Genomic DNA, 12,797 nt, shown 5'->3' on the forward strand with positions numbered 1-12,797 from the left:
GCAATTAAGATGTATGTACAAAAGTTTAATTTATATAATGAAATAAATTTAATTCAAAGCTTTTAACTGAATTGAGAAAGTGTTTATATTGACCTTTTCTCAACTCTAGTTAACCTGTCAGGGTGAGACAAAGATTCAAATCGAATTTTGTTTCACTCTTTTTTAAAATTTTTATTGTATATTAATGCGATTATGTGTATAATAATGAATTAATTAAAGGAGGTTGCTTATGAAAAAATTAACAAAAGTACTTGCGATAGCAATCTTAATTAGTTTGACATTGATATACATACAACCAATGGCATTAGCTGATGAAGATGCAACTTGGAATAAAATTAAAGATAGGGGTGAATTAAGAGTAGGATTATCAGCTGATTACGCACCATTAGAATTTGAAAAAACTAAAAATGGTAAAACAGAGTATGCTGGTGTAGATATTGAATTAGCAAAAAAAATTGCCAAAGATAATCATTTAAAGTTAAAAATAGTGAATATGCAATTTGATAGCCTACTTGGAGCTTTGAAAACTGGAAAAATTGACGTAATTATATCAGGAATGACAACAACACCTGAAAGAAAAAAAGAAGTTGATTTTTCCGAGCCATATATGGAAACAGGAAATGTTATGTTAATTAGAAAAAATAATAATGATACCTACCATAAGTTGAGTGATTTTAATAATAAAAAAATAGGAGCTCAAAAGGGAAGTGAACAAGAAAAAATTGCACAGCAAGAAATAGAAAATGCACAAATAAGTTCATTAAATCGTTTACCAGATGCAATTTTGGCACTTAAAAGTAAAAAAATTGATGGTTTAGTAATCGAAAAACCAGTAGCAGATGCTTATGCTAAGCAAAATAAGGATTTAAATATTGCCCATGTTTCTTTCAATGAAGAAAAGAAACCCACAGTTATAGCACTACCGAAAGACTCACCAATTTTATTAGAACACTTAAATCACTCTATTAAAGATGTTAAAGATAAACATTTAATTAATAAATATATGGATATTGCTTCAGAACAAATGGTTAATGATGGAAGCTTTATTCAAAAGTATGGAACTTTTTTCTTAAAAGGATTACAAAACACTATAATAATCTCTTTAATTGGTGTTGTATGTGGAGCAATAATCGGGTCATTTATTGCACTTGCAAAATTAAGTAAGTTTAAAATTATTTCTTTACCCGCAACAATATATATAGAATTTTTAAGAGGAACACCGATGTTAGTGCAAGTGTTTATCGTATTTTTTGGCACTACCGCGCTTTTAGGATTAGACATTTCTGCTTTAATTTGTGGGACGATTGCCTTAGTTATTAATTCTTCAGCCTATATTGCTGAGATAATTAGAGCTGGAATTAATGCAGTTGATAAAGGCCAAACTGAAGCTGCACAATGCTTGGGGTTAAACTACTCAAAAACAATGATTCATATCATATTGCCTCAAGCTTTTAAAAATATATTGCCAGCGCTAGGAAACGAATTTGTAACTTTAATAAAAGAATCATCAATCATATCTACAATTGGGGTTGGTGAAATTATGTTTAATGCACAGGTTGTTCAAGGTATTTCATTTGATCCATTTACGCCATTAATCATAGCAGCATGTATGTACTTTGTATTAACTTTTTCATTATCAAGATTAATGAGTTTAATCGAAGGGAGACTGAAAGCAAGTGATTAAAATTGAAAATTTAAATAAAAAATTTGGAAAAAATGAAGTGCTTAAGGATATTAATTTAGAGATTAAAAAAGGTGAAGTATTAGCGATTATAGGACCATCAGGAAGTGGAAAAAGCACTTTATTAAGATGTATGAATTTGTTAGAAACACCGACAAATGGAAGGGTTATATTCGAAGGTAATGAACTCTCTAATCACAAAAATAACTTAAATAAATTACGTCAAAAAATGGGCATGGTCTTTCAAAATTTTAATCTATTTCCACATAAAACTGTATTAAATAACATCATATTGGCACCTAAGTTATTAAATAAAAGCGATTTAAATCAATTGAAACAAGAGGCATTAACTTTATTAGAAAAAGTTGGACTTGAAGATAAGGCAAATGTATATCCTTCTCAATTATCTGGAGGACAAAAACAAAGAGTTGCGATTGCAAGGGCACTGGCTATGCATCCAGATATTATATTGTTTGATGAACCTACGTCTGCATTGGATCCAGAGGTAGTGTATGATGTGCTAAAGGTAATGAAAGATTTAGCTAAAGAAGGAATGACAATGGTTGTTGTTACACACGAAATGGGATTTGCAAAAGATGTGAGTGATAAAGTTATATTTATGGCAGATGGGTATGTTATTGAAGAAGGTTCACCTCAGCAAATATTTCAATCACCAACACATCAAAGAACGCAAAACTTTTTATCAAGAGTTTTATAATAAGTAAACAAATAACAGCGAGTCTGAGACATTATTTCATGTTTCAAACTCGCTATTTTTAAATTGAACTGGAATATTTACTAGGAAAGTGTTCAATTATTATATAAATAAATAACGATTTCATAATGTGGATTATGTTAAAATGTCATATGTATCATTTTTAAGGAGGCAAATAAATTGGATTATAATTGGCTTAAACAAGAAATCATCGATTATGCATATTCAATAGGTATTGATAGTATAGGTTTTACTACTGCCGATCCATTTGATGAACTTAAAAAGAAATTAGAAGATTATCATGCAAATGGCTATGCTTCGGGTTTTGAAGAGTCAGATATTTCATTAAGAACTGAGCCAAAATTAAGTTTGCCTACCGCACGCTCAATTATAGCAATTGCTGTTGGATATCCGAATAAGCTTAAAGGTGCGCCTAAAAGTGTCAGAGGTGATCGCCGAGGTATGTTTGCTCGTGCCTCTTGGGGGCAAGACTATCACTCTATTATGCGTAAACGTTTAGATAAACTTGCTGATTTTATTCAATCTAAAGTTCCTGATGTAGAATTAAAAAGTATGGTTGATACTGGTGTATTATCAGATAGGGCCGTTGCTGAACGAGCAGGTTTAGGATTTGCTGGACGTAATGGTTTTATTATTAATCCAGATTTAGGAACATGGAGTTATTTAGGTGAATTGTTAGTGAGTATCCCATTTGAACCTGATGATCCATTACTTGATAGCTGTGGAGATTGTACAATTTGTGTAGATAGATGTCCTACAGGGGCGCTTGTTGGAAATGGTCAATTGAATTCTCAAAAATGTATTAGTTTTTTAACTCAAACTAAAGGATATTTGCAAGATGAATATAGATATAAGATAGGCAATCGCTTATATGGATGTGACACGTGCCAACAAGTTTGTCCTAGAAATAGGGGAATCAATACAACACATGATGACATTATACTAGAACCTGAGATTCTAAAACCAAGATTGGTACCGTTATTACAAATGAGCAATAAAGAATTCAAACAAACATATGGGCATTTAGCTGGTGCTTGGCGAGGTAAAAAACCAATTCAACGTAATGCAATCATAGCTTTAGCACATTTTAATGAAGAGACAGCAATACCAGAACTTAAGGAAGTTGCATTAAATGATCCAAGACCTATGATAAGAGGGACGGCATACTGGGCGATTGGCCAAATTCAAGGTGAAGATGCACGTGAATTTATAGTTGCAAACTATGAAAATGAAATTGAGGAAGTTCAAAATGAAATGATAAAAGGACTAGAAATGAGGAAACTTTAAATGACAAACCATATTGTTTTATTTCAACCAGAAATTCCTGCAAATACTGGTAATATTGCACGTACCTGTGCAGGAACGAACACACATTTACATTTAATTAAGCCTTTGGGCTTCAGTACTGATGATAAAATGTTAAAACGTGCTGGCCTTGATTATTGGGAGCATGTAAATATTACTTATCATGAGAGTATTGAAGACTTTTTCGATGCTACTCAAGGTGAGTACTACTTACTAACTAAATTTGGAAAACAAACGTATAGTGATTTTGATTTTTCTAAAGAAGATACAGATTATTATTTTATATTTGGAAGAGAAACGACTGGATTACCGGATTGGGTAAAAGACAAATACGCTGACACGGCATTAAGAATTCCTATGAGTGAAAATATCAGATCGTTAAATTTATCTAACACAGCCGCTTTATTAATTTATGAAGCATTGCGACAACAAAATTTCCCAGGCTTATCCTAATAAGTAGTTTGTTAGTTAAAATTCAATGCATCTATTTAATAAAAAATGTTATATTTATTAGTGATTTATAATAACATTTTTAAAATAGTTTCATTTAGTGTCTAATAGGGTAATTTAACGAATAATACGTTATTTATATGACATTGATGAACTAAGAGGAGTGTAATGACAATGGCAATGAACTTTAAAGTATTTAATGATGTAGAACATGTAGCTGAGTACACAGCAGATATCATTAGAAAGCAATTTAATAATAACCCTACAACTATTGCGGGAATTCATTTAACAAAGGATGCTGCACCTGTTTTAGATGAGTTAAAGAAAGATGTAGATCATAATGCGGTTGATTTTAGTCAAGTAAATATCTTAGATTATGACGATAATCGCTCTTACTATGAAGCATTAGGTGTACCTGCTAGTCAAATTTATCCAATTAATCTTGACGATGATGCAGAATCTTTAATTGATGACAAAATTAAAACTAAAGAAAATAAAGGTAAATTAATTTTACAAGTTACTTCTATTGATGAATCAGGTAGTTTAAATGTAAATGTAAGACAAGGATTATTAAAAGCGCGTGAAGTAGTATTAGTTGTGACTGGTGCTAATAAACGTGAAGTTGTTAAAAAACTTTATGAAGAAAATGGTAAATCTAGCTTTGAACCATCTGATTTAAAAGCTCATAGAATGGTAACAGTTGTTTTAGATAGAGCAGCTGCAGAAGGTTTACCTGAGGATGTTAAAGAATATTTCACTGCTAGATTTGCTTAAATTTAAAAGTGAGGTCTGAGTTATGACTAAAAATAAAGATTCAGAATTAAATTATCATGAGGAAGAAAATGCGATGGTTCAAGATTTAGATGACTTGAAAACCTTGGGTAAAGAAATGGAACAAATTTCTGAAGAAAACGACGAGGACAAGTTGAATCAATCGCATGAGTAAATTAAAACTTGATGATAATTAACAAAATAAATATTAGTTATGAACTAAGTAACCTAAGATGTTAAAGATGTCTTAGGTTATTTTTTTAATGAAGCAATATATATTGTCATTTGAGTGCGTAATTTGATCAATCAATCATTTAATTCAATTTAATGCTATAAAAATTATGGTAAAATAAAATTCAATGAAAATGTATAAGGAGAGCTTAAAATGTTACATAAATATTGGCTTCCACTTACGATTGCCACAATTATAATTAGTTTACTTTCTATCAAAGGATTTCCAATAGCATTCGGTGCACTTTACTTACCTATTTTGTTTAAAATCATAAAATTACAATTAAATTTATCTAAAGGCTTAATTGATAATATTAGTGCTCAGCCTTTTATTAAGAGTAATCAAACAGGAGTGTTCATAAGTGTGTTGTGTTGTATTTTAATAACTGGTATTTTAATTTATTCTTTAAATGATATTTATACGCAATTCACTGGTTTTATAGGATTTCTAGTTCAAATAAGTCCTATTACAATAACTTTAAGTATTATATTTTATATTTTGAGTGCTTTAGCTGTTATTAAAGTAGTAAAAGTTAAATATCAAGTCTAACTTAAGCGAGCAACGGTCAATTACGATAAGACAAAATTTTTTCAAAGATAGTAGCGATTGGGACATTAAATCATTGTTTCAATCGTTATTTTTTTATATCTATGATATAAATTTGTATTATTGAAACCGCTTTAGTAATGCATTGCCCCTTTAATTTAAATAATGCTATACTATGAATAAATAATTGTATAAGGGGAGATTATCGCATGTCAGTAAGAATTGAACACGATACATTCGGAGAAATTGAAGTACCTGGTGATAAATATTGGGGTGCACAAACGGAGAGAAGTAAACGAAACTTTCCTGTAGGTAAAGAACGTATGCCAATTGAAGTAGTATATGGATTTGCTCAATTAAAACGAGGTGCAGCATTAGCAAATCATGAACTAGGAAAACTAAGCGATGCTAAAAAAGATGCAATCGTTTACGCTTGTGATTTAATTTTAAAAGGGGAATTAGATGAACATTTCCCACTAGTTGTTTGGCAAACAGGAAGCGGTACGCAAAGTAACATGAACGTTAACGAAGTAGTCAGCTTCGTAGCAAATAAATATTTAAAAGAACAAGGTATCGATGAATCGATTCATCCTAATGATGATGTGAATAAATCTCAAAGTTCAAATGATACATTTCCAACAGCAATGCATGTTGCATTATATCATGAAGTTGAAACAAAACTTGAACCTGCATTAAAACATTTACGTGATACTTTTAAAGAAAAAGAAGATAAATACCAATCAATTATTAAAATTGGACGTACACACTTACAAGATGCGACACCAATTAAATTAGGTCAAGAAATTAGTGGCTGGCGTTATATGTTAGATAAATGTGAAGAATTATTAGCTGAATCAAAAAAACATATCTTAAGTTTGGCTATCGGTGGAACTGCCGTAGGTACAGGTATTAATGCACATCCAGAATTTGGTAATAAAGTTGCTAAATTTATCTCAGAGAATACTGGATATAACTTTGTATCATCTGAAAATAAATTCCATGCGTTGACTTCACATGATGAAGTCGTGCAATTACATGGTACGTTAAAAGCCTTAGCAGCAGACTTAATGAAAATCGCCAATGATATTAGATGGTTAGCTTCTGGTCCTAGAGCGGGACTTGCAGAGATTTCAATTCCTGAAAATGAACCAGGATCATCTATCATGCCTGGTAAAGTAAATCCAACACAATGTGAAATGTTAACTATGGTTGCAGTACAAGTTATGGGTAATGACACTACAGTTGGTATTGCAAGTTCTCAAGGTAATTTTGAATTAAATGTATTTAAACCAGTAATTCTTCATAATACATTACAATCAATTTACTTACTTGCAGATGGTATGCAAACGTTTAATGATAATTGTGCAGTCGGCATTGAACCAATTGAAGAAAACATTAATAATTATTTAAATCAATCATTAATGTTAGTTACTGCACTAAATCCACACATTGGTTATGAAAAAGCTGCTCAAATAGCTAAGAAAGCACATAAAGAAGGGTTAACTTTAAAAGAATCTGCTATTCAATCTGGTCATGTTACAGAAGAGCAATTTGAAGAATGGATTAAGCCTGAGGATATGGTTGACCCACACTAAAAAGCAACCACATATAACTAATAAAAGGAGTAACTGTCTATGAATCGATAGTTACTCCTTATTAATTATTCATCATCCAAACTAACTGATATTAATTCTTGAGTGAGTGGATGTTTAAACTCAATTTTATGACTATTAAGTTCTAGTTGGCGTAATGTAGAATCACCATACAAAGGATCGCCTATAACAGGATGACCAATTTCAGCTAAATGAACCCTAATTTGATGGGTACGACCCGTATCTAGTTTAATATCCAATTGACATACGCCTTCTTTAATCATTTTAGAGGAAAGAATATGCGTAATCGCTCGTTGACCTGTATTAGAAATTCGTCGTTTATTAGGATGGAATTTATCCTTACCTATAGGACTATCAATAGTTTGAGGTTTAATTGGTAATAATGACTTAACATTAGCCTTATATATTCTAGTAATTTCATTTTCTTCCAACATACGATCTAGAATTTTTTTCATTAGAGGATTCTTAGCTACAATGAGTAAACCAACTGTTTCTTGGTCTAAGCGATGAATAGGTTCGACATAATCACTTTCTAATGTATAAATAACATGATTCATTAAAGTGTTACTCTCTTTTAAATCATTTGGATGCGTCTTAACGCCTTTAGGTTTCATGACAATAGCTAAATCATCATCTTCATAACTAATTTGTGCGTAACGATAACTAGGTAAGTAATTACTTTTTTCTACTGGTGTTGGAATGTAGATATCATCCCCGATAACCACTTTATCTGTTAATTTCGCAGGGTGATTGTTAATAGTTATATCTTTTGACATATTTAACTGATGTAAGTCTTTCTTAGGCAATTTCAATGATTGAAAAATTTCTCTCAAAGTATTTTGATTATAATTCTCATGTATTTTAAACTTCATAATTTCCTCCTAATAGCATTCGCATTAATCATACCATATCTCAGATTGCTAATAACGTATATTAATCACAATCTTACGAATTTCATAATAAATAATAATATGTAACTTAAACATTTTTACATTTTTAAAAATGTAAATCTCACTGTATAATAAGACTAATGCAAATATGAGTAACTGAGGCGATTTCATGGAAAAACCAACACGCTTAGCATTATTAAAAGAAATAGCAGAATATCTCAATGAGGAAACAGAATTATATAATATGATGCACGGTGCTTTAAATTATTTAATAAATGGTAGTAACTTTACAACTGGTTGGATCTTCTTTATAGATAATAATGGCCATCATGAGATGGTAGCTGATGTTGATCTTCCAGGTGCATTAAAGAAGGATAATTGCTGTTATATGAAAGAGGGATCTTGTTGGTGTGTCACTGCGTATCATAATGAGCGTTTAACGAAGGCTTCTAACATAATCAATTGTTCTAGAATAAATTTAGCAAATCAAGCATATAAAGCAGAAACGGAAGGTGTAACACACCATGCTACAGTGCCACTACGCTCTGGCACAGAACAATATGGTTTACTCAATGTTGCATCACCATATACTACGCGTTATAGTGAACAGGATTTAGCCCTATTAGAATCGGTCGCTTTACAGATAGGCTCTGCAATTAAACGCATATATTTAACTGATCAAGAAAAAGAGGCAGCTAGATTAAATGAACGTAATCGTTTAGCAAGAGACTTACATGATTCAGTAAACCAATTATTATTTTCATTAAAATTGACCGCTCATGCAGCACATGACATAACGACAGATGAAATTGCGAAAAAAGCTTTTAAGACAATTGAAGAAACAAGTCAAAATGCGGTTAATGAAATGCGTACACTAATTTGGCAACTTAAACCAGTAGGTCTTGAGCATGGTTTGGTGCAGGCATTAAATCAATATGCGCAAATTCTAAATATAAAACTAACAATAAATGTTGAGGGAATTATTAGTTTATCGAATATCGTAGAAGAGAACGTTTATAGGATATTACAGGAATGTATAAATAATACTAAAAAACATGCTAAAACTAATTCAGTGCATATTATTTTAAAACAAGATAAAGAAAAGTTGATCATTATTGCAAAAGACGAAGGAATTGGTTTCGATATGAACAAAGAAACTAATACTTCATCACAAGGGTTAAAAAATATAAGTCAACGAATTTATGCATTAAATGGACAAGTTAAAATAGATACAATGCCTAACAAAGGAACAACGCTTTCTTTAAAGCTTCCTTTGTAAATTGGTGAAAGGAGAAAAAATTGTGGCTAAGGTCATATTGATTGATGACCATCATATTGTAAGACAAGGATTGGAATTCCTTTTATCGACGGTGGCTGATTTGGAAGTTTTGGCAAGCTTATCGGATGGTCAATCTTTAATTAATTATTTAAATGAAAATGATATACCAGATATCATCCTTCTTGATTTGGTAATGCCTGAAATGAATGGTATTGAAGTGACAGAATACGTGAAATCTCATTTCCCTGATATTAAAGTATTGGTATTAACAAGTTATGTTGATGATGAACATGTTATTTCAGCTATTAATAAAGGGGCTGATGGATATGAAATGAAGGATGTTGAGCCTCAAAAATTAATTCAAACCATACATGACGTTTTAAATAATAAACGGATTATTCATCCAGAAGCACAAAGTGTAATAGAGACCGTGTCTTCAAAACCTCATAACACTAATAAGCTATCTAAACGAGAAATAGAAGTATTAGCTGAAATGGTAAAAGGTAAAACGAACAAAGAAATTGCAAATACGTTATTCGTTTCTGAAAAAACAATAAAAACACATGTTAGTCATATATTTAATAAGTTAAGTGTAACAGACCGTACACAAGCAGCAATTTATGCTATTGAAAATAAACTTGTATAGAGTGTAATATAATAAATCGTGAAAGAGGTAGGAATGAAAATACAATTAAAATGTAAAGGCTTATTAGAAGTGAGTTAGCAAATAAATTAATTTAATTATTTTGATAATTTCGCCATTAATGAAATTGTATACAAAAACAAAAATTCCTCTTTTCATTTTATTGAAAATATATTAAGATGTAATTTGTGTTTCAAGAAATGTGTATTATTGCAATTTCTTGTGTCCGGATAAATTAACCCCTATTAGAAAGGTAGAGAATAAAATATGGATAGACAGAGTTTCACAGATTTAATTCAAACAAAATTTAAAATGGTAAGAATTGAAGCGGGCTATACGCAAGATACTATGGCTCAAACAATTGGCCTTTCAAAAAAAACATTAGTTCAAATTGAGAAAGAACGTGTGTTACCAAACTGGACAACATGTGTTTCAATTTGTGCATTATTCAGAGATTCAGATGTTTTAAATAATACGTTTGGTTGCGATCCTTTAGAAATTGTTCAAACTATTTCACGTAATCATTGTGCATATCCAAATCATTCAACAACAAGTGATATTTATTGGAATACTATCGAAACACGTAATGGTTTTATGTTACAAAGTAATAAAGTAAGCAACATATATAGAGTTTTAAATTCTGAAAAGCAACCTATCTTTGGCACTTCAAAATTAAGAGAAGCTGAAACATACTTTAACAGAAATGCTAAAGAAGAATTAATGCACGTTTAATAGTAGTTAAAATATTATGATTTAATATGAAAGTGATAGAAGAATCACACCAGATTTAATCACTTTTAATTTATATACATTCAAGGTGTGTGGTTATTACTTATGGCGAACATAATGTTCTGAGACTACATAGCTTAGTTGTAAAACTGACTGAACTGAGATTAATCTTATATCAAGAAATTCTCAGCTTAAGTTTAACTTGATATTAATTAAAAGACGAGCCTAAGATATTTGATATCGCGGCTCGATTTTTTTATTTTCAAAACAATTCAGCATTTTCAATTTTAATGAAAAGTAAAATTAAGGAACCATATATTCTAAAATGATATAATCATCATATTGTGAAAATAATTTTTAAGGAGAAATCGAGATGCAAGCTTTTTTAGTTATCCTATTTATGGTAGTAGTAGGGGCTGTAATTGGAGGTGTAACAAATGTAATTGCAATAAGAATGTTATTCCATCCATTTAAACCATATTATATATTCAAGATGCGTATACCATTTACACCTGGTCTAATTCCTAAAAGAAGAGAAGAAATTGCTACTAAGATAGGTCAAGTGATTGAAGAACATTTGATAACAGAGTCAGTTATACTTCAAAAGTTAAATGAACCAAATACGCGTGAAGCAATCAATGATTTAGTAATAAAGCAATTGTCTAAACTAAAAAGTGACGATGCTACAATACGAAAGTTTGCAAATCAATTTGAGTTTGATCTTGATGACCTCATTAACAATAAGTTAGATAAAACTATAATAAATAAATTGAATAATTATTACTATGATAAACAGGCAACATCAATTAATGAAATTCTTCCTGCAGACGTAATAACTATGGTCGATGAAAAATTAGACCAAGCAGGAGATTTAATTCGAGAACGTGCACGTAATTATCTTTCTTCAGATAAAGGTGCTAGAGATATTTACGATATGCTAGATACATTTTTTGCTGAAAAAGGTAAAATCGTTGGATTATTACAAATGTTTATGACTAAAGAAAGTATTGCTGAACGTGTTCAACATGAATTAATACGTTTAACAAGACATCCTAAAGCAAAAGTTATTATTGACAAAGTGATTCGAGATGAATATGAAACATTAAAATCTCAACCTTTAAGTCATGTTGTTAAAGAAGAACAATTTACAAATATAAGTGAATCCTTGGTGCATTTAGTCATTACAAATATACAATTAAATGAAAAAATGGATACTCCAATCAGTAAGTTAACACCAAAATTAGTTGATCAAATTCAAGTAGGAGTTGCTAATACAATTACTGATTTAATAATTAAACAAGCATCTAATCATTTATCAACGATAATGACAAAAATAAATTTACGTCAGATGGTTGAAAATCAAATTAATACCTTTGACTTAGATTATATTGAAAGATTAATTATTGAAATCGCTAATAAAGAGTTAAAACTTATCATGTCTTTAGGTTTCATTTTGGGTGGTATTATAGGATTCTTCCAAGGTATAGTCGCAATCTTTGTCTAACTATAAATAATATGTTATGGTAATAAAGAGTTGTCAAAATTACTTTTCACTAAGGAGTGCAAACAAACATGGCAGTAAATTTATATGATTATGCAAATCAACTAGAACAAGCATTAAGAGATAGTGATGAATATAAAGCTATTAAAGATGCTTTTTCTAAAGTTAAAGATAATGAAGAATCAAAAAAATTATTTGATGAGTTCCGTGAAACTCAATTAAGTTTCCAACAAAAACAAATGCAAGGTGAAGAAATTCCTGAAGAAGATTTAGCAAAAGCTCAAGAACAAGCTCAAGCAATTGAAAAAGATGAAAATATTTCTGAATTAATGCAAGCTGAGCAAAAAATGAGTCAAGTATTCCAAGAAATTAACCAAATCATTGTTAAACCTTTAGATGAAATTTACGCTGACTAATTGTT

The 12,797-nt window shown here is 30.4% G+C and carries 14 protein-coding genes; 13 read left to right on the forward strand and 1 reads right to left on the reverse strand.

The window, feature by feature from the left end; genetic code table 11:
• Positions 1-229: 229 nt before the first annotated feature.
• From EQ029_RS05065 to fumC, 8 genes are all read left to right on the forward strand, one after another.
• On the forward strand, positions 230-1,684 hold the full coding sequence (locus tag EQ029_RS05065; protein ID WP_053019944.1) for an ABC transporter substrate-binding protein/permease: 1,455 nt from the start codon (positions 230-232) through the stop codon (positions 1,682-1,684).
• Positions 1,677-2,399 (forward strand): amino acid ABC transporter ATP-binding protein, encoded by a 723-nt coding sequence (locus EQ029_RS05070; protein ID WP_016931345.1) that lies wholly within the window; start codon positions 1,677-1,679, stop codon positions 2,397-2,399. The genes EQ029_RS05065 and EQ029_RS05070 overlap by 8 nt, the downstream gene beginning before the upstream one ends.
• Before the next feature lie 177 nt (positions 2,400-2,576).
• The gene (gene queG, locus EQ029_RS05075; RefSeq protein ID WP_011275407.1) at positions 2,577-3,704 is read left to right on the forward strand and encodes a tRNA epoxyqueuosine(34) reductase QueG; all 1,128 of its coding nucleotides are present in this window, start codon (positions 2,577-2,579) and stop codon (positions 3,702-3,704) included.
• The gene (trmL, locus tag EQ029_RS05080) at positions 3,705-4,175 is read left to right on the forward strand and encodes a tRNA (uridine(34)/cytosine(34)/5-carboxymethylaminomethyluridine(34)-2'-O)-methyltransferase TrmL (protein WP_016931343.1); all 471 of its coding nucleotides are present in this window, start codon (positions 3,705-3,707) and stop codon (positions 4,173-4,175) included.
• Positions 4,176-4,346: 171 nt separating this feature from the next.
• Positions 4,347-4,946 (forward strand): 6-phosphogluconolactonase, encoded by a 600-nt coding sequence (locus tag EQ029_RS05085; RefSeq protein ID WP_011275409.1) that lies wholly within the window; start codon positions 4,347-4,349, stop codon positions 4,944-4,946.
• A gap of 22 nt (positions 4,947-4,968) precedes the next feature.
• Complete coding sequence (locus EQ029_RS05090; protein ID WP_011275410.1) at positions 4,969-5,118, forward strand: SAS053 family DNA gyrase inhibitor; 150 nt, start codon at positions 4,969-4,971, stop codon at positions 5,116-5,118.
• Between the two features lie 210 nt (positions 5,119-5,328).
• Positions 5,329-5,724: a hypothetical protein gene (locus EQ029_RS05095; RefSeq protein WP_057504773.1), complete on the forward strand. Its 396-nt coding sequence runs from the start codon at positions 5,329-5,331 to the stop codon at positions 5,722-5,724.
• A gap of 206 nt (positions 5,725-5,930) precedes the next feature.
• Positions 5,931-7,316, forward strand: a complete 1,386-nt coding sequence (fumC, locus tag EQ029_RS05100) for a class II fumarate hydratase (protein ID WP_011275412.1) — start codon at positions 5,931-5,933, stop codon at positions 7,314-7,316.
• Between the two features lie 65 nt (positions 7,317-7,381).
• On the opposite strand, the gene EQ029_RS05105 is transcribed toward fumC, so the two are convergent.
• The gene (locus tag EQ029_RS05105; protein ID WP_011275413.1) at positions 7,382-8,206 is read right to left on the reverse strand and encodes an RluA family pseudouridine synthase; all 825 of its coding nucleotides are present in this window, start codon (positions 8,204-8,206) and stop codon (positions 7,382-7,384) included.
• Positions 8,207-8,393: 187 nt separating this feature from the next.
• Between EQ029_RS05105 and EQ029_RS05110 the strand changes: the two genes are divergently transcribed.
• The 5 genes from EQ029_RS05110 to EQ029_RS05130 all read left to right on the forward strand — a co-directional run bounded on the left by EQ029_RS05110 (position 8,394) and on the right by EQ029_RS05130 (position 12,792).
• The gene (locus EQ029_RS05110; protein WP_011275414.1) at positions 8,394-9,503 is read left to right on the forward strand and encodes a GAF domain-containing sensor histidine kinase; all 1,110 of its coding nucleotides are present in this window, start codon (positions 8,394-8,396) and stop codon (positions 9,501-9,503) included.
• 22 nt (positions 9,504-9,525) lie between these two features.
• Positions 9,526-10,149, forward strand: coding sequence for a response regulator (locus EQ029_RS05115; protein WP_011275415.1), 624 nt, complete (start codon positions 9,526-9,528; stop codon positions 10,147-10,149).
• Between the two features lie 264 nt (positions 10,150-10,413).
• Complete coding sequence (xdrA, locus tag EQ029_RS05120; RefSeq protein WP_011275416.1) at positions 10,414-10,878, forward strand: XRE family transcriptional regulator XdrA; 465 nt, start codon at positions 10,414-10,416, stop codon at positions 10,876-10,878.
• A gap of 370 nt (positions 10,879-11,248) precedes the next feature.
• Entirely contained in the window at positions 11,249-12,379 is a 1,131-nt protein-coding gene (locus tag EQ029_RS05125; RefSeq protein ID WP_033079568.1) for a DUF445 domain-containing protein, read from the forward strand.
• A 68-nt stretch (positions 12,380-12,447) separates the two neighbouring features.
• Positions 12,448-12,792, forward strand: a complete 345-nt coding sequence (locus EQ029_RS05130) for a YlbF/YmcA family competence regulator (RefSeq protein WP_011275418.1) — start codon at positions 12,448-12,450, stop codon at positions 12,790-12,792.
• The last annotated feature ends 5 nt before the right edge of the window (positions 12,793-12,797 follow it).

This window comes from Staphylococcus haemolyticus, from assembly GCF_006094395.1.
In the GTDB taxonomy this organism is placed as follows: Bacteria; Bacillota; Bacilli; order Staphylococcales; family Staphylococcaceae; genus Staphylococcus; species Staphylococcus haemolyticus.

What these genes read in the sequence shown, in the direction of transcription:
- EQ029_RS05065 (WP_053019944.1), top strand. Translation starts at nt 230, where the DNA reads ATGAAAAAATTAACAAAAGTACTTGCGATAGCAATCTTAATTAGTTTG.
- trmL (WP_016931343.1), top strand. Translation starts at nt 3,705, where the DNA reads ATGACAAACCATATTGTTTTATTTCAACCAGAAATTCCTGCAAATACT.
- EQ029_RS05085 (WP_011275409.1), top strand. Translation starts at nt 4,347, where the DNA reads ATGGCAATGAACTTTAAAGTATTTAATGATGTAGAACATGTAGCTGAG.
- EQ029_RS05090 (WP_011275410.1), top strand. Translation starts at nt 4,969, where the DNA reads ATGACTAAAAATAAAGATTCAGAATTAAATTATCATGAGGAAGAAAAT.
- EQ029_RS05095 (WP_057504773.1), top strand. Translation starts at nt 5,329, where the DNA reads ATGTTACATAAATATTGGCTTCCACTTACGATTGCCACAATTATAATT.
- fumC (WP_011275412.1), top strand. Translation starts at nt 5,931, where the DNA reads ATGTCAGTAAGAATTGAACACGATACATTCGGAGAAATTGAAGTACCT.
- EQ029_RS05105 (WP_011275413.1), bottom strand. Translation starts at nt 8,206, where the DNA reads ATGAAGTTTAAAATACATGAGAATTATAATCAAAATACTTTGAGAGAA.
- EQ029_RS05110 (WP_011275414.1), top strand. Translation starts at nt 8,394, where the DNA reads ATGGAAAAACCAACACGCTTAGCATTATTAAAAGAAATAGCAGAATAT.
- xdrA (WP_011275416.1), top strand. Translation starts at nt 10,414, where the DNA reads ATGGATAGACAGAGTTTCACAGATTTAATTCAAACAAAATTTAAAATG.
- EQ029_RS05125 (WP_033079568.1), top strand. Translation starts at nt 11,249, where the DNA reads ATGCAAGCTTTTTTAGTTATCCTATTTATGGTAGTAGTAGGGGCTGTA.
- EQ029_RS05130 (WP_011275418.1), top strand. Translation starts at nt 12,448, where the DNA reads ATGGCAGTAAATTTATATGATTATGCAAATCAACTAGAACAAGCATTA.